The organism is Sphingomonas sp. BT-65 (assembly GCF_026107375.2).
Taxonomy (GTDB): domain Bacteria; phylum Pseudomonadota; class Alphaproteobacteria; order Sphingomonadales; family Sphingomonadaceae; genus Sphingomonas.
Map to the genome: position 1 here is coordinate 595029 of NZ_JAPCIA010000001.1, position 22385 is coordinate 617413.

At 66.9% G+C, this 22385-nt stretch carries 17 protein-coding genes; 6 read left to right on the top strand and 11 right to left on the bottom strand.

The window, feature by feature from the left end:
* Positions 1–21: 21 nt before the first annotated feature.
* The 9 genes from OK349_RS03020 to OK349_RS03060 form a co-directional block, all read right to left on the bottom strand.
* Entirely contained in the window at positions 22–591 is a 570-nt protein-coding gene (locus OK349_RS03020; protein ID WP_265116345.1) for a nucleotide exchange factor GrpE, read from the bottom strand.
* 13 nt (positions 592–604) lie between these two features.
* The gene (locus OK349_RS03025; RefSeq protein WP_265116346.1) at positions 605–2158 is read right to left on the bottom strand and encodes a putative porin; all 1554 of its coding nucleotides are present in this window, start codon (positions 2156–2158) and stop codon (positions 605–607) included.
* A 40-nt stretch (positions 2159–2198) separates the two neighbouring features.
* On the bottom strand, positions 2199–2912 hold the full coding sequence (locus OK349_RS03030) for an energy transducer TonB (RefSeq protein ID WP_265116347.1): 714 nt from the start codon (positions 2910–2912) through the stop codon (positions 2199–2201).
* Positions 2913–2915: 3 nt separating this feature from the next.
* A complete protein-coding gene (locus OK349_RS03035; RefSeq protein ID WP_265116348.1) occupies positions 2916–3323 on the bottom strand; it encodes an ExbD/TolR family protein in 408 nt (135 codons plus the stop codon).
* A 10-nt stretch (positions 3324–3333) separates the two neighbouring features.
* Complete coding sequence (locus tag OK349_RS03040; protein WP_265116349.1) at positions 3334–5148, bottom strand: DUF2341 domain-containing protein; 1815 nt, start codon at positions 5146–5148, stop codon at positions 3334–3336.
* Positions 5149–5170: 22 nt separating this feature from the next.
* Entirely contained in the window at positions 5171–6757 is a 1587-nt protein-coding gene (locus OK349_RS03045; RefSeq protein ID WP_265116350.1) for a ShlB/FhaC/HecB family hemolysin secretion/activation protein, read from the bottom strand.
* Between the two features lie 381 nt (positions 6758–7138).
* On the bottom strand, positions 7139–8092 hold the full coding sequence (locus OK349_RS03050) for a FecR family protein (protein WP_265116351.1): 954 nt from the start codon (positions 8090–8092) through the stop codon (positions 7139–7141).
* The gene (locus OK349_RS03055; RefSeq protein ID WP_265116352.1) at positions 8089–8565 is read right to left on the bottom strand and encodes an RNA polymerase sigma factor; all 477 of its coding nucleotides are present in this window, start codon (positions 8563–8565) and stop codon (positions 8089–8091) included. The genes OK349_RS03050 and OK349_RS03055 overlap by 4 nt, the downstream gene beginning before the upstream one ends.
* A 148-nt stretch (positions 8566–8713) precedes the next feature.
* The gene (locus OK349_RS03060) at positions 8714–9382 is read right to left on the bottom strand and encodes a hypothetical protein (protein ID WP_265116353.1); all 669 of its coding nucleotides are present in this window, start codon (positions 9380–9382) and stop codon (positions 8714–8716) included.
* 283 nt (positions 9383–9665) lie between these two features.
* On the opposite strand from OK349_RS03060, the gene OK349_RS03065 reads away from it, so the two are divergent.
* From OK349_RS03065 to OK349_RS03090, 6 genes are all read left to right on the top strand, one after another.
* Positions 9666–10421 carry a response regulator gene (locus tag OK349_RS03065; protein WP_265116354.1) on the top strand — a complete coding sequence of 252 codons (756 nt, stop codon included), beginning with the start codon at positions 9666–9668 and terminating at the stop codon, positions 10419–10421.
* Positions 10421–11674, top strand: coding sequence for a HAMP domain-containing sensor histidine kinase (locus tag OK349_RS03070; RefSeq protein WP_265116355.1), 1254 nt, complete (start codon positions 10421–10423; stop codon positions 11672–11674). The genes OK349_RS03065 and OK349_RS03070 overlap by 1 nt, the downstream gene beginning before the upstream one ends.
* Before the next feature lie 137 nt (positions 11675–11811).
* Positions 11812–12636 carry a MipA/OmpV family protein gene (locus OK349_RS03075; RefSeq protein WP_265116356.1) on the top strand — a complete coding sequence of 275 codons (825 nt, stop codon included), beginning with the start codon at positions 11812–11814 and terminating at the stop codon, positions 12634–12636.
* Entirely contained in the window at positions 12633–13769 is a 1137-nt protein-coding gene (locus OK349_RS03080) for an efflux RND transporter periplasmic adaptor subunit (RefSeq protein WP_265116357.1), read from the top strand. Before OK349_RS03075 ends, OK349_RS03080 begins: the two co-directional genes overlap by 4 nt.
* Positions 13766–16912, top strand: coding sequence for an efflux RND transporter permease subunit (locus OK349_RS03085; RefSeq protein WP_265116358.1), 3147 nt, complete (start codon positions 13766–13768; stop codon positions 16910–16912). Before OK349_RS03080 ends, OK349_RS03085 begins: the two co-directional genes overlap by 4 nt.
* A complete protein-coding gene (locus OK349_RS03090; RefSeq protein ID WP_265116359.1) occupies positions 16905–17327 on the top strand; it encodes an EF-hand domain-containing protein in 423 nt (140 codons plus the stop codon). Before OK349_RS03085 ends, OK349_RS03090 begins: the two co-directional genes overlap by 8 nt.
* A 308-nt stretch (positions 17328–17635) precedes the next feature.
* On the opposite strand, the gene OK349_RS03095 is transcribed toward OK349_RS03090, so the two are convergent.
* Positions 17636–19159 carry an amidase gene (locus tag OK349_RS03095; protein WP_265118525.1) on the bottom strand — a complete coding sequence of 508 codons (1524 nt, stop codon included), beginning with the start codon at positions 19157–19159 and terminating at the stop codon, positions 17636–17638.
* Between the two features lie 2 nt (positions 19160–19161).
* Positions 19162–22383: an amidohydrolase family protein gene (locus tag OK349_RS03100; protein WP_265116360.1), complete on the bottom strand. Its 3222-nt coding sequence runs from the start codon at positions 22381–22383 to the stop codon at positions 19162–19164.
* Positions 22384–22385: the final 2 nt, after the last annotated feature.

Below are 22385 nucleotides of genomic sequence, written 5' to 3' on the forward strand. Positions count from 1 at the left end.
ACTCCGGACGGGTCGGTCGGATTACGGGTTGTTCGGCTCGGGCTGGGACGCGGGCTTGGCCTCGGCAGGCGCGGCCAGCTCGGCGCGCATCCGCGCCTCGACGCTCGGCGGCAGCGTGTCCTTGGTGAAGCGCTGGGCGCGCAGCTTGTCCTCATAGTCCTGGACAAGGTTCTCGAGGCGCACGCGCGACGACTGGACGAAGGGCTCGCTTCCCCCGACCAGCGCGAAGAAATCCTTGCGCGCATAGCGGTCGAGGATCTCGCGGCCGAGCTTGAGCAGCTCGGCGTTGCGCGTGCGGCCGAGCTCGATCAGCTCGTCCTTGAGCTTCGCCTCCGCGCGCGCGCGGTCGAGCTGGCCGCGAGCATTGTCGGCGATCAGCATCTGGCGGCCGAGCTGGCGGCGCAGCGTCTCCACTTCGGCGCGCAACCGTTCGGCCTCGGTCGGCGGCTTGGCGGGGATTTCCGGCGCGGCGGGTTGCCCCGCCGTGGCGGCGGTGGGCGCCGCCACGGCGGTATCCTGCTCCTGCGCCGCCGCCAAAGGGGAAAAGGCAGCGGTGAGGGCCAGGACGAGTGCGGACGTACGAAAAGCCATGATCATGCCCTCCTCAGAAGCCCGAAGTCAGGTTGATCTGGAGGACGTCGACGTCGAACGGCGCGCGGTTGATCGACTTGGTGCTGTACCAGTTCACGCCGATCGCGGTGTTGGTGAACACGCCGAGCTGGCCCTCGATGAGGTAGCCCTTCACGTCGGTGCCGCCGAGGCCGAAGTCGCTGTCGGTGAAGATGTCGAGCACCGCGTCGGTGCCGATCCGCTTGTAGCCAACCCCCAGCTGCCAGTCGCCGAGCTTGGCGATCTTGTCGTGGCCGACATCGAGGCGGACCTGATAGCCGTAATTCTCGGGCGGCACGCTCGCCGGCTCGCCCACCCGCCGCGCGGCGATCTCGGCCCGGTTGAAGCCGATATTGTGGACATATTCGCCGGTCAGCCTGACCCCGATGTCGCCGAAGCCCGAATAGGCGATGCTGCCGGTGCCTGCGACCAGCTCGAACTTCGAGGCGAGGCCGGGCAGCGAGGTCACGCCGTCGGTGCGCAGGTCGAACAGCGAGTTGCCCTGCGACAGGAACAGCGGCGCGGTGAAGTCGTTGAGCCGCGAGCCGTCGGGCGCGTTGCGGATGCCTTGGACGTTGCGGAAGTCGTAATAGGCGCCGGCGACGGTCAGTTTGAGCTTCTCGGCAGGCTCGAACTCGACGCCCGCCTGCCCCGCGACGAGGTTGCGGTCATAGGGATCGAGCTCGCGCTCCTGCAGCGGGAACCAGCCGCCGGTCAGGAACAGCCTGGTGTTGAGTGTCTCCTCGCCGAACTGGTAGCTGAGCTTCGCCGCCACACCCTCTGGGTTGATATCGGTGTCCCACACCATGTCGGTCGAGACGAACGGATTGGGCATGCGCCCGCCGACCAAAGTCACCTGCTCGAGCGGCGACAGCTCGACGAACGCGCGGTCGATATAGATGCCGTCCTTCTGGAAGAAGTCGCCCAGCGTCTCGTTGGTCGAGACCGGCCCCGGATTGTCGCCCGAGGCGAGGCGGAAGCCGACCTTCACCTGATCGGTGATCTTCGCCTCGACTCCGAGCCGCGCGCGGTAGCGCAGCATGTAGCGGTTGATCGTCGAGTTGAGCAGCGGGAAGTCGTTGCGCGGCGATCCGCCGGCCTGGACGATCGCGTTGACGTCCGGGAATTGCGGGAAGTTGGTGTCGGAGAACAGGTTCGCCTGGTAACGCAGCCGGAAATCGCCCGAGAGGGTGATGCGATCGAGCCAGCCCGGCATCTTGTTCGGGGCGATCCAGCGCTTGGTTTCGGCCTCGGCGATCACCTCGGCCTTCACCTGGTCGCGGATCTGGTTGCGCACGGCCTCGGGCACATAGGGCACGTCGATCGTCGAGGACGTCTTGGGCGCCTCGCGCTGGGCGCGGAGTTCGGCCGCCTTCTTGGCGCGATCGAGCAGCTGCTGCGCCTTCTCGAGCGGGATCACCCCCTCGTCGACCAGCAGCTGGAGGATCTCGACGCCGACATCGTCGGTCTGCGCCTGCGCCGGCTGGGCGGCGAGCGCGATCACGGCCAGCGCGGTACCGCTGCGCAGGAGATTGGAAACGAACGGCATTTGGGTCTTCCCCCTCAGTTCGAATTGATTGCGGGAGGCGTCAGCCGCCCGTGCGTCGCATGTTGATCGTGGCGTAGGTCCGCCCGTTCTGGTTGGCCGGCAGCCCGCGGGTGAGCGGCGGCAGCGTCGCCAGCACCCGGCGCACCGCGTCGTCGAGCTCGGCATTGCCGGTCGAGGAGCGCAGCCGCGCGCCGGTGAACCTGCCCGTGCCGTCGATATCGACCATCACGTTCAGGAAGCCCTGCGCGGTGCGGGTCTTGGGATCCCGCTGCAGCGCACGCCGGATGTGCGTTTCGACGAACGCGCCCCAGCTGCCGCCGCCCAGGCCCCCGCCGCCACGCCCGAACAGGCCGCCACCGCCGCCCGCCGCGAGGCGGAAGCTGTCCGATCCCGCGTCCGCCGGCCGGTCGAGCCCGGCGGGCTCGCTGGTCGCGGGCGCCTCGGACGGCGCTTCGGCAGGCTGCTCCGAGGGCTGCTCGACGTCCTTCTGGATCTCGGGCTCCTCCTCGGGCGGCTCGACGATCTCGGGCTCCTCCTCCATGATCTTCTCTTCGGGCGGCGGAGGCGGTGGCGGGGTGACCACGCTGATCTCCTGGATCACCCGCTCACGCTCGGTCAGCGTGCCGCTGGGCCAGAAGTACCAGATGAGCAGTCCCGCCGCGGCGAGCAGGAGCAGGGCGAACCCTGCATTCCCGGCCCATTCCGGCAGGCGGCGGCCGTCACGCCGGTCGCCCGCGGGTGCGGTGGCGGCCATGGCTCAGGCCGCCTTCTGCCGCTCGGACACCAGCCCGAGCTGGGTGATGCCCACGCGCCCGCACACGTCGAGCACTTCCATGATGCGCCCGTATTGCGAGACCCGGTCGCCCTTGATCACCACCGGGAACTCGGGCGTCACCGCCTTGAACGAGCGCAGCTGGCTCTCCAGCTCGTCGATCGTCACCGGGATGGTGTCGAGGTAGATCGCACCCGAGCTGTCGATCGCGATCGCCTTGGTCGTCGGCTTGGCGAGGCTCACCGAGGACGACGCCTTGGGGACGTTGACCTTGATCCCCTGCACCGCCGCCGTCGTCATGATGATGAAGATGACGAGCAGCACGTACGCCAGGTCGAGCATCGGCGTGATGTTGATGTCGTCGTACGGCTTCTTCTTGGTGTGGACGCGCATGGTCCCCTCCTCACTCGGCCGCGACGGGCATAGGGGTGGGAACCGGCGCCGGGGCGCTGCGGTGAGTCTCGGCGATGCGCTTCTCGAGCTCGTCGACGAAGACGTCGGCGTCGGAGGCGATCTCCTCGAGGCGGCTGACGAGATAGTTGTAGCCGAACAGCGCCGGGATCGCGACCGCGAGGCCGGCGACCGTGGCGAGCAGCGCCGCGGCGATGCCGGGCGCAATCGCATTGATGTTGACGTCACCCGCGGCGGCTACGCCGGCGAAGGTGATCATCACGCCGATCACCGTGCCGAGCAGGCCGAGGAACGGGCCGCCCGAGATGGCGATGGTCAGCAGCACCATCCACTTGTTGAGCCGCTGGTTCTCGCGCACCTGCCCGGCGTCCATCGCCGAGCGGATCGCCTCGACCGATTCCCGGCCAAGGCCGGTGCGGTGCGCCAGGCTGCCCGGCGCCATGCGGTCGGCAAGCCCCTGGTCGGCGATCGCGAACAGCCGCGCCAGCGTCGAGTCAATGCCCATGCGGTTGAGCTCCTCACCCGGGATCGCACCCTGGATGCGGCCATTGGCGGTGGCGTGGCGATAGGCGGCGAGGAAGCGGCGGTTGGCCGACACCGTGCGCCCGACCAGCCGGCCCTTGGCGAACATCACCCACCAGCTGATCGCCGCCATGAACCCGAGCAGGATGATCACCGCCCAGGCGTCGGGCGTCAGCGCGTTGACCAGGATACCGAAGTAATTGTGGCCGCCGCTGCCCGCCGCATCCGGCTCGCTCGCGACGTTGACCAGCGTCGCGGAACGGCCCTGGCTCTGCGCGGCGAGCGCGATCGCCGCCGGGCTGCGCGCCGCATTGGCGCGGCCGAGCTCGTCGATGTCGCCGGTGAAGGCCGGGATCGGCCCGAGCGAACCGATCACTTCCTCGCCGTCGAGCTGGGGCAGCGCGGCCTGGATCGTGCCGATCGCGGCGCCGTTGAGGTAGAGCGTGACCACGCCCTCGCTCGCGGTGACCGCGAGATGAGCCCAGCTCCCCGGCGCGAGTGCGGTCGATGCCGCCGCTTCGCCCGTGGTGCCGTCGGCACCGGTCAGGCGGACATAGGGCACGCCGCCGCGCAGGCCGACCGCGAGCCGCGCCGGAGCCGCCTCGCCGCCCGCCGAGAGCTTGGTGAAGACCAGGCCTTCCTGCGGCCCGCCCGCCTGCGGACGCACCCAGGCCGACCAGGTCATCGACCCGCCCGCCGGAATGGCCAGCGATTGCGACGGCGCGATGCGCAGCTGGCTCTCGCCGGCGAAGGTCGCGCCGCCGGCGATCAGCCCCTCGACGCTCGGCTTCGCGGTGAACGCCGCGATGCGGTTGCGGTTGGCGGTCTGGTCGGCCGGCGCATTGCTCTCCGAGAAGTGCAGCACCAGACTCTGCTCGCCGTCATAGCTGCCATTGGCATTGGCGGCGGGCGTCGCGGCCTGATTGCCGTAGTAGAGCCAGATCTTCTGCGGCGAGCCGGCATCGACCTGCGGCATGTCGACCCAGATCAGCGCCAGCTCCGCGGTCGCGTCGTAGCGCTCGATATGATAGGTCAGCGCGGTCTTGTCGTCCGCCGCGACGAAGCGGATGTCGCCGCCGTCCGGGCGCGCCTTCGAAAAGTCGAAGATTCCCGAATGGAGCCGCACCAGCACCGGGACGCGGGTCAGCGAGCCCTGCACGCCGCGCATGCCCGACGCGTCGAGCGTCACTTCGCGGCGTTCGGTCCAGTCCTTGTTCCACCACGCCATGGCGGAGGACGGAAGCAGCGCGAGCCCCAAAAACAGCGCGCCGAGGATTTTCTTCATGATCACAACCCCCTCAGGAAATTCAGAATGCGAACCACAGGCGGAACTGCCCGCGCAGCTTGCCGTCGAAGTCGGTGAGCGTGTCGCCCGGATCGATCAGCGGCGCCGCCAGCAGCGCGTCGATGTTGACGTATTTGGCCAGGCGCAGGCGCGTGCCGAGGCCCAGGCTGGCGAGCTTGCCGTCGGCCTTGATGTTGCCGTCGATGTCGGGAAGCGCGTCGAGGATGCGCGTGTAGCCCCAGTCCGCGAAGCCGTAGAACCGCCACTCGTCGACGCCCTTGCCGATCAGGCCCGCCAGCGACGGCGAATAGAGGTCGAACTGGCTCGACACGCCGATGTCGCCGAGCTCCTGGCTCTCGAAATAGCCGCGCACGCTGTCCCACCCGCCGATCGAGAACTCCTCGTTCGAGATCAGCGGCTCGTCGGCGAGCTGGCCCGCGACGCGCCACGAATAGCGGATGTCGTTCTTGAAGGTGTAGCTGTACGATGCGTCGAGCCGCAGCGACGACCAGCTCGCGCTGGCGTTGAAGCGCTTGAGGCGGAACTCGAGCTCGTCGGCGTCGAGCCCGCGCAGGCCGACATTGACGCCCGCGGTGAACGAGAATTCGGAGCGCTCGCCGGTCCGCCCGGTGGCATATTGCAAGGTCAGCGGCATGTAGCTGATCGGCGTGCGGCCAAATTCGGGGCCGAGCACGAGATCTTCCTGGAAGTTCTTGTAGTCGAGACCGAGCGTCAGCGTGTGCTTCCAGTCGCCCTGCGAGAAATTGTAGATGCCGCGCACGCCGACAATGTCGCCCGAGCCGAGCACGTTGATCCCGCCGACCGCGGCGACGTCGCTGTCCGAATGCACGCCATAGACAACCACTGCGAAGGGTGTGCCCTGGATCGGCGCGACATAGCTGCCCGAGACGATCCACGACTGCGCCGGGTCCTGCGGGGTGAACTGGCCCTGCACGCTGAGGCTGTGCCCCAGCTGCCAGAGATTGGCGTAGATCAGGCTGGCCGAGAGGCGCAGCCGCTCGGTCTGCGCGCTGGCGCGGTCGTTGAGCTCGAGCGTGCCGTGGAGCGGCGCCTGGTCCTCGACCTGCAGGTCGACATCGACCGTGCCCGGCGTGTCGCCCGCGCGCAGCGCCGGGGTGATCGTCCGCTCGCCGCTCTTGTTGAGCGCGGCGATCTCGTCCGACACCTGCTTGTAATTGGGGACATTGCCCTCGGCGAGCGACGGGGCGCGCTTCTTGATGTCCTCGGACGAGAAGAAACGGGCGCCGGTGACGCGCAGGCGGCCGACCGCGAGCTCGGTGACCTGCAGCCGCACCACGCCGTCGCGCACTTCCTGCTCGGGGATCTCGACCGCGACGGTCTCATAGCCCTTGTCGCGATAGACCTTCTCGAGCGCGGCGCGGGCCTTCTCGACATCGTCCTGCGGGCGCTGCGGGCCGAGATAGGGCAGCACCGCCGTCTCGACCTCGACGCGCGAGAGCACGCTGTTGCCCTCGATCCGGTAGTTGAGGATGTCGACCGGCCGCGCGGTCGCGACCGGCTCGGCCGCCGGCGCATCCTGCGCCGCCGCCGGAGTCGCCAGCGCGACAAGCGCGCAACCTACGCACAATACGCCCTTACGAACCGCAAGACCGGCAATTCCCACCGTCACCCCCCAAACAAACCGAATCGCCGGATAGATAGTATTTGTTACGTATCAGAGACTCGTATTACTTTAATACTTGAATGACTTACGCGCACAGACGGGATCACACCGGAAATACTATTCCGATATGCGCGTGTATTATTCTGTAGTTGTTATTCTGTTCTAGGAACTGAACTTGAGCGCTACTAACGAACGCGCGGCACCGGACACTTCCGGCACCGCCACGGTCGATTTCATTTGCCTACTCATGAGACGCCCGGCACCGGCGACTCCATCAGTCATCGGCGAAAAAATTCGGCACCCGCGAAATGGCGGGCGAAACGTTTCACGCCGGCTGGCCGCCGATCAGCGCTTCTCCGCGCCGCCCTCGGCGATCACCGCGCCGTCCGCGTCCTCGCGATACGACCAGCCGTAAAGCTCCGCGACGAGTTCGCCGAACTGGCGCCCGCCATTGGTGGCGAAAATCCCGCTCAGCCGCTTGTCGCCCGGGGCGGCGGACAAGTGGATCGGCTTGCGCGTATAGCGGTTCATCTCGGTCACCGCCTCGTTCAGCGGCGTGTCGCGGAACACCAGCTCGCCGCGGCGCCATGAGGTGATCGAATCGATCGCGGGCCGGTCGACCCCGACCGCGCCATTGTCGCGCAGGATCATCCGCTGGCCGGGCAGCATCATCCGCGCCCCAGCCGAACTCTCGACCTTCACCTTGCCTTCCATCAGCGTCACCGACACTCCATTGGGAAGGCGCCGCACCAGGAAGATCGTGCCGACCGCCGTCACGCGCCGCCCGGCGGCCTCGACGACGAACGGCCGCTTGGCGTCGCTCTCGACCTCGAACATCGCCTCGCCGCGATCGAGGATCACGGTGCGCTCGGCGCCTGCGAAGGCGACGCGCAATTCGGTATCGGTATTGAGCGTGACGCGCGACCCGTCGGACAGCGTCGCGATCTCGCGCCCGCCGATTTCGGTGGTGAAGCGCTGGCCGCCGTCGCGCTGCCACAACAGCACGCCGGTAAACAGCAGCAGCACGGTCGCGGCGATCGCGGCGAATTGCGGGATGCCAGGACGCGCGAACCATGACGTCTTGGCGCGCGGCTTCTGCGCTGGCGCGAGCAGGCCCAGATCGTCCCAGATCGCCTGGGTGCGCGCGAAGGCGTCCTGATTGGCTTCGGATTCCGCAAGCCACGCCTCGAGCGCGCGCAGGTCCCCGTCGCCCGAACCGCGGTCCGTCCGCAAGGTCCAGTCGGCAGCCGCGTCGAGCGCCAGGGCCGGATTGCCCGCCATGTTTCCGTTCGCCGTCATTCCGTGTCCATCTCAGCCAGCAGGGTCAGTCCGCGCCGCAGCCGCCGCTCCACCGTCGCGGTGCCGACATTCTCGCGCTTCGCGATCTGCTCGATCGTCAATCCCTCCAGCCGCTTGAGGACGATCACCGTCCGAATCTCCTCCGGCAGCGCGTCGAGCGCAGCCCTCACCCGATCTAGACGTTTGCGCGCGCCAATCACATCATCGGGCGTCGGCGCGGGGTCGTGCAGGTCCATTTCCTCGACCGGAACGGGTTCGAACCGCCAGCGCGCATGGCGGCGCACGATGTCGGCGGCGAGGTTGAGCGCGACGCGCACGACGAAGCCTTCGGGGGCCGCGATCTCCTCCGACCGGCGCGCTTCCTCGAGCCGCAGGAATGCCTCTTGTGCGACCTCGTCCGCATCGTTGGCGGAAAGGCCGCGGCGCATCACCAGCGCCCTGATCCGTCTTGCCGTCGCGTCGATCGATCGCATGGGTCAGGCTTGGATAAAGGCGGCCGCGCCCCAGTGGTCGGCCCTCGCCCGGACACGCGCCGGTTACCGACCCCTGCCCAAAACGGCGAGTCCCGTGGCAGCGCCGCTGCCGTTCGTCAAGCGGGCCGCGCCCGAGACTGTCCCAGCTTCAATCGCCCAGCATATGGTCCGCCACGCTGTAGCTATGGCTGGCCTGATAGGCGTTCCGCCCCCGGTTCATGTGCGTCAGGTTGAACCGCCGAATCGCGCGCAACGCGCGGGGCGAGGCAAGGAACGCGCGGATCGAGGCGGCACCACGTACATTGACGCCGAAGATGTCCGCGCCGCGCGGAAGAAAATAGCTGACATCCTGTGGCGCCACGACGCAGCCCTCAAGGAAGGCGTGATCCAGATGCTCCTGCAGGAGCGATCGGTCCGTGGTGAAATCCGACAGATGGACGATGAATCTCGAACGCACGTCCTCGCCGTCCGCGTAGAGCGTGAAAAGCTCCATCCAGCTCGCATTGACGCGGACCAATGGCTTGTCGGAGGTCGACGGCAAACAGGAGACCGACCAATAGTAACGCTCAGTCATCCGCGGTATTGGAATACAGTTCTGGCCGTAGCGTCCTAGAATCTCCAGAACCTCGTCCGCCTGCGGCCGGCCAAGCAGCTTCTGAAAGCGCGCGGCATATTTGAACCGGTGTTCGAGCGATTCCGAGCGCTCGTCGGCGTCGGACAGGCCCGCCTCGCCCTCCATCCATTCGCGCTGCTGCTCGAGATCAACGAACTGGCGCAGGCCCTTGGGGCCGCTCATCGCTTCACCGGCTCGCGCCATCCGTCACTCCCACTCGATTGTTCGGGACTATACCAACCATCTGAATTCATTGTAGAAAATATTTTCGTGTTCAAATACTACCGGCCCAGCCGTCAGAAACCTAAGCCGTCGGCTGGATGCCGATCTGAAGCAGTTGGCACGCAAAGCCCAGATCGCCGACTTATTTACAGCGGCCATCAGATGTTTGGTGCCGGACCCCGCCGATCACACCCTTGGAAATGCCTTAACAAAAAAACATATCTGAGTTGCTGACGCGACTCGCATCACTCATCAAAAGAATCTCATGGCGGAAAAGGCGCACTGTCCGGCACTCACACGGTCGTTGGCACCAACGCCCCACGTCCTGCTTGTAGAGGACGATCCGGAACTCTCTCGCCTGCTTGTAGACGTGCTATCCGACAATGACGTCCGTGCATCGGCCGTTCGATCGGCTCGGGAGATGGACGGATTGCTGAATCGCGAGCCGGTAGATCTTATTGTGCTGGATTTGATGCTTCCGGGGGAGAACGGGCTGAGTATCTGCCGTCGCCTTCGTGCGTCATCCGACATACCGATTATCATGGTGACCGCGCGGGGCGAAGATGTCGACCGCATCATCGGTCTCGAGATCGGCGCCGACGACTATCTCCCCAAACCGTTCAATTCCCGCGAGCTCGTAGCGCGAATCCGCGCTCTCCTTCGCCGCGCGAGAGGCGAGATGGGGTCTGCTCGAGAAAGAGCGAAGCCGCTGACGTTCGACGGCTGGACCATCGATCCCGCCGCACGCCGGCTGCATGACCCCGAAGGTGTGAGAGTCGCGCTGACCAGCGTCGAATTCGATCTCCTGCTCGCGTTCTGCCGCAACCCCGGCCGGATTCTCTCGCGCGAGCAGTTGAGCGAAAGCGTTCACGGCGGCCGGGCGGGGCCGATCGACCGCAGCATCGACGTTCACGTGAGCCGGATCAGGCAGAAGGTGGAAGCGAATCCACGCGATCCCACACTGATCAAGACGGTACGGTTGGGAGGGTACATGTTCACTCCCGACGTGAGGGAGGGGTGATGCGGTGGCCAGAGCTGAGATTCGATAGGGTCCAGACGCAAATCAGCCTGCTTGCCGTCGTTTCGATCCTGCTTGGCATTTTGCTGACGGTTACCGTCGTTCTCCTATTCGATGTGCGGGTTCCCGATCGCGATTCGTCGAGAGAGATCGAGCGGATGGACACCGTCGCCCAGCTCGCGGAGGCTGCGGAGGACCCTGCCGAAGTTGCACACATCGTCGAGGCAGCGCAGCGCGCGAATGTCAGGGTGCGACTTGGGGATCGGGCGGCCAGGTCGTCCGAGGATGGCGTCAAGCTCGTTCGGGGGTCTTCCGGCAGCCGGTGGTCGGCGCAGCTCAGCAACGGCATGGTGCTCGTGTTCGAGCCCAAGGCCGCTCACATCTGGGGGTTCGTCGGGGCGTTGGCGGCCCTCATGTTGCCCATGGTGCTGCTCCTGGTCCTGGTGCTGTCGATCTATGCGGTTCGCCGGATCATCGCGCCGTTGTCCACGCTTGCAACGGCCGCGCAATCCTTCGGGCGCTCGCCGCACGACGATCGGCTGATCGTCCGCAAGGGGCCGATCGAAATCGTTCAGCTGGCGGACGGGCTGAGCGAGATGCGCTCGCGCATACGCGCTCTCATCGATGACCGCACGCGGATGCTCGCCGCGGTCAGCCACGATCTGCGCACGCCGCTGACGCGGTTACGGCTGCGCGTGGAGCGTGTCGCCGATCAGCCGATGCGCGAGGGCATGCTGCGCGAGCTCGAGCGCGTCGACCGCATGCTGCGCGAGACCCTGGATTTCCTGCGCGACGACGCCGGTGGCGAGGAACCGTCCCGCGCGGATCTGCCGAGTATCCTCCAAACCATTTGCGCCGACTTCGCGGATATCGGCCACGACGTGCGCTACGAGGGTCCGAAGCGCCTCACCTGGACATGCCGGCCCGGCACATTGGCGCGAGCCATCAGCAACATCGTGGACAATGGCTTGCGGCACGGCTCGAAAGTGCGCCTCCGCCTCCGTGTCGGCGAAGATGCTGCGGCGGAAATCGATGTCACCGACGACGGTGCGGGCATTCCGGAGTCGCTGCACGACCAGGTGTTCGCTCCCTTCTTCAAGGTCGATGACGCCAGGAGCGACGGCCCCGGGGGCTTTGGATTAGGCCTTTCCATTGCGAGAGCGACCGTGCGATCGCACGGCGGAGACATTTTCCTAAGGCAAGAAACACCGCGCGGTTTCACGGTCAGGATCGTCATCCCCGGTACGAACCCGTAGTCGCATCGGAAACCCTTGGGTCAATGCCCTGCACGTCGCGGGCGACGAAACAACTCTTCACACAAGTTAAAACTACGCCGTCGCGGCCTCCTCTAGCTCTGCTGCTCCCACAGCACGAAGCAGATGAGGTGTGAGCGATGTCCACGGTCGATGCGCAGAGGCAGCCCCATCTCCGCCTGAAAATCTCTTCCGCATCCACGCTGGCCATGCTGGCGCTCATGCCGGTTCCCGCCGAAGCGCAGGACGACGATGAAGGCGCGCTGGAGACCCGCGTGACGCTCGGACCGCGGCTGGCGCCCAGTTTTCCGGGTTCCGACCGCGTGCGCTTGCGCCCCTATGTCAATATTTCGCGCAGGCGCGGAGACCAGCGGTTTCCTTTCAGGGCGCCCGACGAGAACCCGAGCAGGGCAGTCTACGACCGGGGCGGCCTGTCATTCGGTCCGGTGCTCGGTTTCGTGGGCAAGCGCAGCCGCGACGACGTCGGCGGACTCGACGAAGTCGGCTTCACCGTAGAGGCGGGTGTTTTCACTCGCTACTGGATCAGCCCGCGTTTCCGGCTGTCGGCCCAGACACGACAGGGAGTCAGCGGGCACCGCGCGCTGACCGGCGTGATCGGTGCCGACTATGTCGCACGCGACGGTGACCGATGGCTATGGTCGCTCGGACCGCGACTGACCGTGGCGAGCCGCCGCTACGCCAAAGCCTATTTCGGCGTCACGCCGCGTGAGGCGGCTGCGACGGGCGTGGCCGCCTATAGCCCCGATGGCGGCCTGCACGCTGCAGGGGCGGTCGTCGGGGTCCAGCGGCAGCTGAGCCGGCGCTGGGGTGTCTTCGGCTATACCAAGTATGACCGGCTGCTGGGCGACGCGGCGGACTCGCCCGTCGTCGACCGTTTCGGATCGCGGGATCAATGGTCCGGCGGCCTGGCGGTGAGCTACGTCTTCGGACGCCGCCGCAAGTGATCCATTGCGATGAGACCGCGGCGCCGCGCTCGCGCCGCCGGATGCTGGTTTGCCTTGCGATCATCCTCGTCGGTCTCGCCGGCTTTGGCGCTTTCGGCCTTGCACGCCGCGCGTCCCCGCCCCCGGCGGCGAAGCCCAAGCCAGCCCTCACCGTGACCGTGGCTGCGCCGCGCCGGACTGTCTGGCCGGTGAGCTTCTCCGCCCAGGGCTCCATCGCGCCCTGGCAGGAGACCAGCGTCGGTGCGCAGGTCGGCGGCTATCCGCTGATCGACGTCCGCGCGAACGTCGGCGACCGCGTGTCGAAAGGCGACGTGCTCGCGCGTATCGACCCCGCGCTGCTGAAGACCGAAGAGGCGCGGCTGGAGGCGAACTACGCCGAGGCCGAAGCCAATCGCCAGCGCGCGCTCGACCTTCAGCTCCGGGCCAGCGGCGCGATCAGCGCGATGAATGTCCTCCAGCTTGTCACCAAGGCCAGGATGGCGGCCGCCGAGCTCGCAGCCAACCGCCTTCAGCTGCGCCATACCGTCGTCGTCGCGCCCGATGACGGCACCATCAGCGCACGCACCGCCACATTGGGCGCGGTGGCGGGCGTCGGCCAGGAGCTGTTCCGATTGATCTGCCGGGATCGCCTGGAGTGGCGCGGGGAACTGACCGCCGCGCAGATCGCGCAGGTCACGCGAGGCCAGACGATCGCACTCGACCTTCCCGACGGCAGCCGCGCGGTCGCCCGCGTGCGCCAGACCGCGCCCGGCCTCGACCCGCGATCCCGCCTCGGCATCGTCTATGCCGATCTCGAGCCTGGAAGCCGGGCGCGCGCGGGCATGTACGCCAAGGGCTCGGTGAAGCTGGGCGACAGCCCGGCGCTCGTCGTGCCTGCGACGAGCGTCATCATCCGCGACGGCCGCAACTATGTGGCGAAGCCCGCAGACCCGGGACTGACGCCTCGCGTGATCCTGGCGGAGGTGACAGTCGGCCGTCGCAATGGGACCGATGTCGAGATCGTCCAGGGGCTGGCCGACAGCGACCGCGTGGTCGCACGGGGGACGGCCTTCCTCAACGACGGCGATGTCGTTCGCCTGGCGACGGCAGAAGGACCACGAACATCGGGCGCAAGCGGGAAGCGCACTCCATGAACCTCGCCACATGGTCGATCCGCAATCCGATTCCGGTCATCCTGTTGTTCACGCTGCTCGCGGTCGGCGGCCTTTTGGGATTTCTCCGTCTCCCTATCCAGGACTTGCCGGATCTCGACCGGCCGACGGTCACGGTGACGCTCGTCCAGCCGGGCTCCGCACCGGCGCAGCTCGAGACAGAGGTGGCACGCAAGGTCGAGGATTCGATCGCAACCGTCGCCGGCGTCAGGCACATCACCACCTCGATCAGCGACGGGCAGGTCGCGATTACCGCTCAGTTCACTCTCGAGGCCGAGATCTCCCAGGCACTCATCGGGGTGAAGGACGCCGTCGACAGGGTTCGCTCCGATCTGCCCGCCGACGTGCTCGAACCCAGGGTCAGCGCGGTGCAGACCAGCGGCGGCGCCATCCTGGTCTATGCCGCCGGCTCCTCGCGAATGAACGAGGAGCGGCTGTCGTGGTTCGTCGACGACACGCTGGCCAAGGCGATTCTGGCGATTCCGGGCGTCGGGCGCTTCGAGCGGGTCGGCGGCGTCAATCGCGAGGTGCGCGTCGAAGTCGATCCGGTGCGAATGGCAGCGCTCGACGTGACGGCCGCCGACGTCTCCCGCGCGCTTCGCCAGGTCCAGCAGCAATCCTCGGGCGGCCGCGGCCAGATCGGCGGCCAGGAACAGTCGGTCCGCACCATCGCGACCGTGCGGCAGGCCGCCGATCTGGCCGCCTTGCCGGTCGTGCTTCCGGGCGGGCGCCATCTGCGGCTCGATCAGGTCGCCACCGTCCGCGACACGATCGCCGAGCGGACACAGCTCGCGCGCCGCGACGGCAAGCCCGCGGTCGGCTTCCAGATCTATCGAGCGAGGGGGTTCGACGAGACCAGGATCGCCGAAAAGGTGCGGGCGGCACTGGATCAGCTCAAGGCGCAAGACCCCTCGCTGAGCTTCTACCAGGTCTCGGGCACGGTCGATTTCACGCTCGAGCAATATCACGGTTCGATGGACATGCTCTACGAGGGCGCCGGCCTCACGGTCCTCGTGGTGTTCCTGTTCCTGCGCGACTGGCGCGCGGCGCTGATCGCATCGACCGCGCTGCCGCTCTCGATCCTGCCGGCATTCGCGGGCATGGCGGCGCTCGGCTACAGCCTCAATGTCGTGACCTTGCTGGCGCTCGCGATCGTCGTCGGCATCCTGGTCGACGATGCGATCGTCGAGATCGAGAATATCGAGCGTCATGCGCGGCCGGGCAAGCCGATCCGCGAGGCTGCCGAGCATGCGGTGTCCGAGATCGCGCTCGCGGTGATCGCCACGACGATGAGCCTGGTGGCGGTGTTCCTGCCGACCGCGATGATGAGCGGCGTGGCGGGCCTCGTCTTCAAGCAGTTCGGCTGGACCGTGGTGATCGCGGTGCTTTCCTCCCTCGTAGTGGCCCGCCTGCTGACGCCGATGATGGCCGCCTACATGCTGAAGCCGCGTTCGTCCGGGGAAGCCCCCAAGGAAGACCGGGACGGCTGGGTGATGACTCGCTACCTGGCGGCGGCGAATTGGTGCCTCCGTCATCGGGGCGTCACGATCGCCGCCGCCGCCTTGTTCTTCGTCGCCTCGCTCGGGCTGGCGCCGCTCATTCCATTCGGCCTGCTGCCGACGACGGATCGCGGCAACACGTCGATCAACATCGAGCTTCCGCCCGGAAGCTCGCTCGACGACACGCTCGCCGTTGCCGAGGCGGCGCGGCTCGCGATCAGGGACGTGCCCGGAATACGGACGATCCTCACGACAATAGGGCAACCGCAGCAAGCAGGAGGGGGGCGTCAGCAGGCTGGCACGATCGGCCGGGGAACGCTGATCCTGGCGCTCGATCCGTCCGGCGAGCGCGCGCCGCAGGCCGAGATAGAGCGGCAGGTCAGCGCCCACCTGAAGACCATTCCGGGCGCGCGCTTCTCGATCGGAGCGGGCCGTCCGGGCGAAAAGCTGCAGCTCACGCTTTTCGGCGACAACTCCCAGGCGCTCATCGCGACCGCGGAGCAACTTGCCCGCGAGCTGCGGGACGTCGCGGGGCTTTCCAACGTCCAGACCACCGCCAGCCTTGATCGGCCGGAAATCGTGATCCGGCCGGATCCCGCTCGCGCCGCCGAGCTGGGCGTCAGCACCGAGACGATCGGGGACGTCGCGCGGATCGCGACCGCGGGCGACCGGGACCAGAATGTCGCGCGCCTGAACCTCGACAATCGACAGCTCTACATTCGGGTGCAGTTCCCGAACCTCGACCGGCGTGACCTCGACGGTTTCGCCGATCTGCGCGTCAACGCGCGCGGCGGGCTGGTGCCATTGTCGAGCGTAGCCAATCTCTCGATCGAGAGCGGGCCGGCGCAGATCGACCGCTATGACCGCCACCGTTACGTGACCGTCAACGCCGATCTCGGCGGCGTCCCACTCGGCACGGCGCTCAAGCAGGCCGCGGCGCTTCCGGCATTACAGCACCTCTCGTCGGGGGTGCGGTTGATGAAGACCGGCGACGCCGAAATTCAGTCGGAGCTCGTCTCGAGTTTCGGCATCGCGATCCTGGCCGGCATTCTGTGCGTGTCCTCCGTGCTCATCCTGCTGTTCGCGGATGTCTTCCAGCCCGTCACAATCCTGTCGGCGCTGCCGCTGTCGCTGGGCGGCGCATTCCTGGCGCTGCTCGTCGCCGGCAGCGAATTCGATATCCCGTCGATGCTCGGCCTGGTGATGCTGATGGGCATCGTCGCCAAGAATTCGATCCTGCTCGTCGAGTTTGCAATCGTCGGCATCCGCGATCGCGGCCTTTCACGCCACGACGCGCTGATCGATGCCTGCCACAAACGCGCCCGGCCGATCGTGATGACCACCGTCGCCATGATCGCGGGCATGGCGCCGATCATGCTTGGGTTCAGTTCGGGGGCGAGCTTCCGACAGCCGATGGCCGTCGCGGTCATCGGCGGCCTGCTTAGCTCGACCGCGCTCAGCCTGCTGATCGTGCCGGTCGTGTTCGCCTATCTCGACGATCTCGAGAAATGGATCGGACGACACCTCCGTTCTACCGGCCGCTCGGGTCCGAAAGAACCTGACTCCAAGCCCGAAGGCGTCGTCGGATCATCTCAAGACCCACAATGGAGGCCCCGCAATGCGTGATACTATCCGTGCAATTCTACCCGCGGTGATCTTCGCCACTGCTGCTCCGGGTGCGGCTGCGGAGAAGATTCAGGCCGGCAGCCTCGCGGCACTCGATCGCGATGGCGACGGCTATGTGGATCGCGCCGAATTCCGGGACGCCGTCCGCATTCGCTTCAGCGCGATCGATAGTGACCGGAGCGGGTCGATTACGAGGCGTGAACTCCGCAGCTATGCCTTTAAGCATCTGCTCTTCAAGGCCCGCGATCCTATTCTTTCTCTTCGGCATCGCCCGAAGAACCCGCCGTTCGACGCCAATGGAGAAATGTCGTTCAACGCCTTTGCCCATATGCTGGCCACGCAGCGTTTCGACGCGGCCGATACCGACCATAACGGTCGAGTGTCTCGCGCAGAAGCCCGTGCCGCTGAACGCTAGGTCATCGATGCGCCGTTCCGCGGTAACCCGTCTCACAGACCGATCCGAGAAGGGGCGATGGAGCCGATCAGTTCGGTCGCCACGTCGAGCGATACCGCCGGATCCTATTGTGTCACCCGCTACGGCCCCGCTCCCTACGGTCACGGTCGCCGCCCCATAAACGATCAAAATAGCTGCCGCCCCAACATCCCTGAACGAACGTCAGCTTTCAGGACCACCTGCGAGAGGGCTGGACGACCGGAGATGGGGCGCGTTCCCGCCACTGAGCCTAGCGGGCGATTCTGTGCCTTCGAAACATGTCGACAACATTATGTCCCGATTGCCTCGGGTAGCGCTTGCCGGATCCAGGATGCGGCCTGTTCATAAGCGTGACCGACTTGCAGCACGGCCAGGTCGGCGTGGGCCGGGCCGATGATCTGCATGCCGATCGGCAGTTTGTGCGGACCGCCAAATCCGGCTGGCACCGACAAGGCGGGGAGGCCTGCCATGGTCACCGGAAAGGTGACTTCCATCCAGCGATGGTAGCTGTCCATCCTCCGCCCAGCGATCTCGGCCGGCCAGTGCAGATGGCCGTCGAACGGGAAAACCTGCGCGGTGGGGAGGATCAGGAAATCGAAGGTCGCGAACGCCTTGCGGAACGCCTCGTAAATGCGCGTCCGGCCCATCTGCGCCTGCGTGATCTGGATCGCGGTGAGCTTGCGATAGCCCTCGACCTCCCATAGCGCCTCGGGCTTCATCTGCGCGCGCTTTGCGGGATCGTCGGCAAAGGCAATGAGGTCGGGACCGACGGATCCGTGGCGCAGCGTCACCGCGGTCCGCCACATCGCATCGGCCGGTTCGTCCAGACTGGCGGCATCCACCGTCATGCCGATCGCGCGGAATGCGGCCAGCGCTTTCTCGCAGGTTTCGAGCACGCCCGGCTCCATCGGCAACGCACCGCCCAGGTCCCCGAGCCAGCCGATCCGCTTGCCCTTCCACTCGCGATCGAGCGGTCTGGCGAACACCGCAGGGTCGTCCTTCAGCGAAAAGGGCGCGCGCGGATCGGATCCCGCCTGAACCGACAGCAGCAGTGCCGCGTCGCGCACCGTCCGCGCCATCGGACCGGAGGTGGCAAAGGTCTGTCCGAACACGTCGCTCGATGGCGCCGACGGCACGCGCCCGAACGACGGGCGGAAGCCGAACACATTGTTCCATGCCGCGGGGTTGCGCAGCGATCCGCCGAAATCGCTGCCGTCCGCCAGCGGCATCATGCGCAGCGCCAGCGCGACCGCGGCGCCGCCCGAGCTGCCGCCCGCCGACTTGCGCGGATCATAGGCGTTGCGGGTAACGCCGAAGACCGGGTTGAAGCTGTGCGACCCCAGCGCGAACTCGGGCACGTTGGTCTTGCCGGTGAAGATCGCGCCTGCCGCGCGCATCCGTCCCACCACCAGCGAATCCGCTGCCGCGATATTGTCGCGCAGCAGCGGTGAGCCCTGGGTATGCGCGATCCCCTTGGCGGGCGCGGTGTCCTTTACGGCGTGAGGGAAGCCATGCAGTGCGCCGCGAAACCTGCCCTTCGCCGCATCCTCGTCCGCAGCCACTGCCTCGCGCAGCAGCTGCTCGCCATCGACGCGCGAGACGATGGCGTTGAACATCGGATTGAGCGCATCGACCCGCGCCAGATGCGCTGCCATCACCTCGCGGCTCGACACCTCGCGCCGCCGGATCGCGGCGGCGAGATCGACCGCGCTCATCGCGAGAATGTCGCTTCCCGCGATCGTACGCGCGGAGCCTGCCGCGGCTTGACTCACGATCGCCGCCGGAGCGGTTGCCAGCAGCTCGCGCCGCGTCATTCTCACTTCGTTGATCCTCCATCGGGCCGCGCCCTGGCAAACCAGCGATCCGGCAGCGCCTGCTTGCGCGGCCATTCCTCGCTCAGCGTCGCCGCGTTATAGATGCGGCCATTCTTCATCACCTTGTCGATCGCCGCGGCATTCTCGATCTTTTCCAGCGGGTTGGCGCTCATGATCAGGATGTCGGCATATTTGCCCGGCTCGATGCTGCCGATCATGCTCTTGCGGCCGATCGCCTCGGCGCTGTCGAGCGTCGCCGCGCGCAATACCTCGTGCGGCGTCGCGCCGCCCTCGGCATAAGCGCGCATCTCGTAATGATAGCCCAGCCCCTGGATCACCGCATGGCTCCCCATGCCGACCAGCCCGCCGGCCCTGCGGATTCGCAGCGCGTCGGCGGCGAACGATGCCGATGTGCGGTCCATCGGCGGCACCCACACGCGGTCCCGCATCTTGCTCTCGATGATTCCCTGGGGAACGAAGTGCGCGAGCTTCGCGTCCCGATCGACCTCGCCCGCGATCACCTGATCGTCGTACGGGGCGAACCCGCCATAGAGCACGCCGAAAGTGGGTGTGTAACCGATCCGCGACGACGCATAGAGCTTCACGACATCCTCGCGCAGAGGCGTGATCGGCAGATTATGCTCGTTGCCCGCCATGCCGTCGATGGCGTGGGTCAGGTTGAGGTTGAAGTCGCTGGCGCCCTCGGTCGTCGCCATCATCGCCATCTTGTCCGACGCTTCGACCACCAGCTTGCGCTGCGTGCGGTTGCCGACGAGATAAGCCTTGAGATTGCTCGTGCGGTAATAGTCGCGATAGCGCGTCAGCACCGCCTCCGCCTCGGCCGCCGAGTTGATCTCGCTGTTTACGAAGATCCCGGGTCCGGTCGAAAAGGCACGCGGACCCACCATGATCCCGGCGTCGATCATGTCCTGATAGCCGAACACGTCGATCGTGAAGGGCTGGACGTCGAGCCCGCTGGTCACGCCATAGGCAAGGTTGGCGAGCAAGCTCCAATGGTTCGCCTCCAGTACTTGGCGGGGCAGTTCGAACCAGTGGGCATGCGTGTCGACAAAGCCCGGCGTCAGATATTTGCCGCTCACGTCGATCACGGTCGCACCCGTCGGTACGGTCACCTCACCGGTCTTGCCGATCGCGACGATGCGATTGGCGGTGACCACCACGTCGGCTCCAGCGATCGTCTCGTCGCCGCGCATCGTGATCACGGTGCCGCCGCGCAGCACGGTCGAGCCCTGCGGCACGTCACGCGGAAGTTCGACCACCGCTTCGATCTTCGCCGCCTGCTTCTCGGCAAGACCCTTGGTGAGGGTGGCCGCCTGCGCGGCGTCGATCGTGCGCACGGTTGCGCCGAGCGACCACATCAAGGTCTTGCCGTCCCGCGACCAGTCGACATAGTCCGCGCCAATATCGGTCAGCCGCACCCCGAACACCACCGGCCGTGCCAGTTCCAGCGCCTGCGGATCGGCGGAGAAGGATGGCGGCACGTCGAGCAGCCAGGCCTGCGATGCTGCCTTGACCAGCATGCGCGTGCCGTCAGGACTCAGCCGGATATCTTCGGGCGGCGTCTGGATGTTGTTGAAATAGCGATTGGAGTTGGGCACGCGCAGGTCGAAGACGCGCCGCAGCATCCCGCTTTGTACCGCCACCGCCTCGATCGACGGCCCGCCCATATAGCGCAACCATTCACCCTTGGCGTCGAACGACAGCGACTTGATCCCCGACTTGCTGGCGATCACGCGGGCTTCGCCGCCAGCCAGCGGAAGCAACACGACATCGGTCGGCCGGCTGGCCTGAAGATCGGACGCCGACTGCAGCCGCTCGATGCTCGTCGCTCGCAGCACCGCGACCGAGCGCCCGTCCGGCGATACTGTAGGTTCGCTGTAATAGGCTGAAGCCTGTAACAGTCTCCGCGGCTTGCCGCCCGCCGTCGGGATCGACCACAGCGTTCCGCCGCCATCGCCCTCACCGGTCCAGGTCACATAGACCAGAGTCCGTCCGTCCGGCGACCAGGCGGGCTGGAACGCCATGCCCTCGACGCCCGCCACTGCGCGCGGCGTGCCGCCGGTGCGATCCTGCACATAGAGCTTGCCCAGCGCGGCAAAGGCGATGCGCGATCCATCTGGCGATAACCGCGGCGCCTGGATCACGCGCACGCGCACCGGGCCTGTCTCGTCTGGCACCTCGACCCGGGTGTTACGGCGCACCGCCAAGTCGACCGCAGCAGTGAACGGCACCGGCGAGCGCACGCCGTCCGCAATGCGGATGCGCGTCAGTTTACCGTCGATCGCGGTCAGCACCTCCCTGTCACCGGGCAGGAACGCCACCCGCGGCACCAAGTCGTTGTAATAACCTCCCATCTGGCTGTCGTGATCGACCGGAAAGCTCAGCCAGCGGTCGGCGCCGGTCTCGAGGTCTCGGATGCGCAGTCCCGTCTGCGCGCCCCAGCGGCTGGCATACACGATGCGCGTCCCGTCGCGCGACAGCGCCGGCCGCATGGCCGCGCCGGGCGAGGTGATGATCCGGTCCTCGGCGCCGGTTGCCAGCGTGCGCCGCATGATCTCCCAATGCGGCAGCACCTTGTCGGACCATAGCCCGCCGGTCTTGCGCGCATAATAGAGATATTTGCCGTCCGGCGATGCCGCCGCGCCCATCGCGTTGATGCGGTCGGCATTGCCCTCGTTTCCGGTCGGCCGCGCCTGCGTGACCTTGACCCCCGATCCGCCGCGCGGGTCATAGGCGAAGAGCTCGAACGCCAGGATGTTGTGGATCGTGCGCGAGACATAGACGAAGCGGCTGTCCGGCGACCAGGCGGGCGAGGTGTAGATCGCCGGATCGGTATCGCCCGACAGCTTGCGCGCATTGCTGCCATCGGCGTTGGCGACCCACAGATTGGCCGCGCCGGACCTGTCGGAAATAAAGGCGATCTGCCTGCCGTCGGGCGAGAAGACCGGCTGGGTCTCGAACGCGTCGCCCGTCAGCAGCGGCCGTGCCGTCCCGCCCGCCGCGTCCAGCGCATAGATGTCGCCGAGCAGGTCGAACAGGATCGTCCGGCCATCCGGAGCGATGTCCGGCGCCATCCAGGTCGCCTCCCGCGCCTCGAACTGGAGCCGGCCGGTCGCCGCTTGCTGAGTTTGCGCCACGCCGGGGATGGCGAATGCCGCTACCCCCAGTATGGTCGCGCGAACGAGCGAACAGCGCCCCTGCATTC